This window comes from uncultured Microbulbifer sp., from assembly GCF_947498635.1.
Taxonomy (GTDB): Bacteria; Pseudomonadota; Gammaproteobacteria; order Pseudomonadales; family Cellvibrionaceae; genus Microbulbifer; species Microbulbifer echini.
This window is the reverse complement of record NZ_CANMKV010000125.1, coordinates 1-524: the sequence shown is the minus strand read 5'-3', so window position 1 is coordinate 524 and position 524 is coordinate 1. Positions and strand designations below refer to the sequence as shown.

2 protein-coding genes are annotated in these 524 nt (G+C 55.5%); both read left to right on the top strand.

Going from position 1 to position 524, the window contains the following annotated elements; translation table 11 throughout:
• Window positions 1-216, top strand: a 216-nt coding sequence (locus Q1A69_RS20115) for a hypothetical protein (RefSeq protein ID WP_299589708.1), incomplete at its 5' end; no start/stop codon positions are given.
• 9 nt (window positions 217-225) lie between these two features.
• On the top strand, window positions 226-524 hold a 299-nt coding region (locus tag Q1A69_RS20110; protein ID WP_299589705.1), incomplete at its 3' end, for a Clp protease ClpP.

Here is a 524-nt window from a genome sequence, read left to right as displayed (position 1 = left end):
ATGCCCTGGATTAATCCCTCCCACGAAGCCAGCGCCGATGAAACCCTGCTGGAAAACGTGCTGGTCAGCCCGCAGCAGACCATTCGCCGCCGTGGCAAAAAGCCGGACGATGTGATTAAGCAAACCGCCGCCTGGCAGCAGAAATTAAAAGCCAACGGCATTACCACCCCAACTAAGCGCACTGCGGTCCCCGCAGAAAAAACTAATTCAGAATAGGAGACCGCTATGCCGAATAAATCCTGGTACAGCATGACCGCTGCCGCCAACAACAGCGAAGCCGATATTTATCTCTACGATTCCATCGGCTACTGGGACATGACCGCCAGAGACTTTGCCCGCGATCTCAAAGCCCTCGGGGATGTCAGCAAGATCAATCTGCACATCAACTGCCCCGGCGGCGATGTGTTCGACGGTACCGCCATTTACAACCTACTCAAAGATCACAAGGCCGAGGTGGAAACCTGGATTGAAGGCATCGCCGCGAGTATGGGCAGTGTGATCGCTCTCGCCGGGGATACCGTCCA